The organism is Acinetobacter sp. AL9, from assembly GCF_041464035.1.
In the GTDB taxonomy this organism is placed as follows: domain Bacteria; phylum Pseudomonadota; class Gammaproteobacteria; order Pseudomonadales; family Moraxellaceae; genus Acinetobacter; species Acinetobacter towneri.
This window is the reverse complement of record NZ_JAYFSK010000218.1, coordinates 1-276: the sequence shown is the minus strand read 5'-3', so window position 1 is coordinate 276 and position 276 is coordinate 1. Positions and strand designations below refer to the sequence as shown.

The following is a 276-nucleotide window of genomic DNA, read 5'->3' as shown; positions in this document are numbered from 1 at the left end:
TCTGCTCATATTTTCGATAGAATTTTGGATTTGAAATTACAGTGCCATCAGAACAGGTGGCAATATCTTTTAAGCCTAGATCAATACCAATCGCTTTGGTTGCTGTCGATTTATCTTGCTTAGGCGATTCAACAACAAGACATACATACCAACGCCCACGGCTATCCTCTACAAATGAACCTGTTTTTAACGTGTATTTGCTTAAACCGTAGCTATCCCAAAGCTTAAATTGGTGTTTTCCATACTGGACATATCCATTGGCATATTTGATAGCCA

Annotated in this window: 1 pseudogene; it reads right to left on the bottom strand. The window is 38.4% G+C overall.

The window, feature by feature from the left end:
- A pseudogene (locus ACEO2X_RS14410) lies at positions 1–276 on the bottom strand (RNA-guided endonuclease TnpB family protein); the annotation flags it as partial.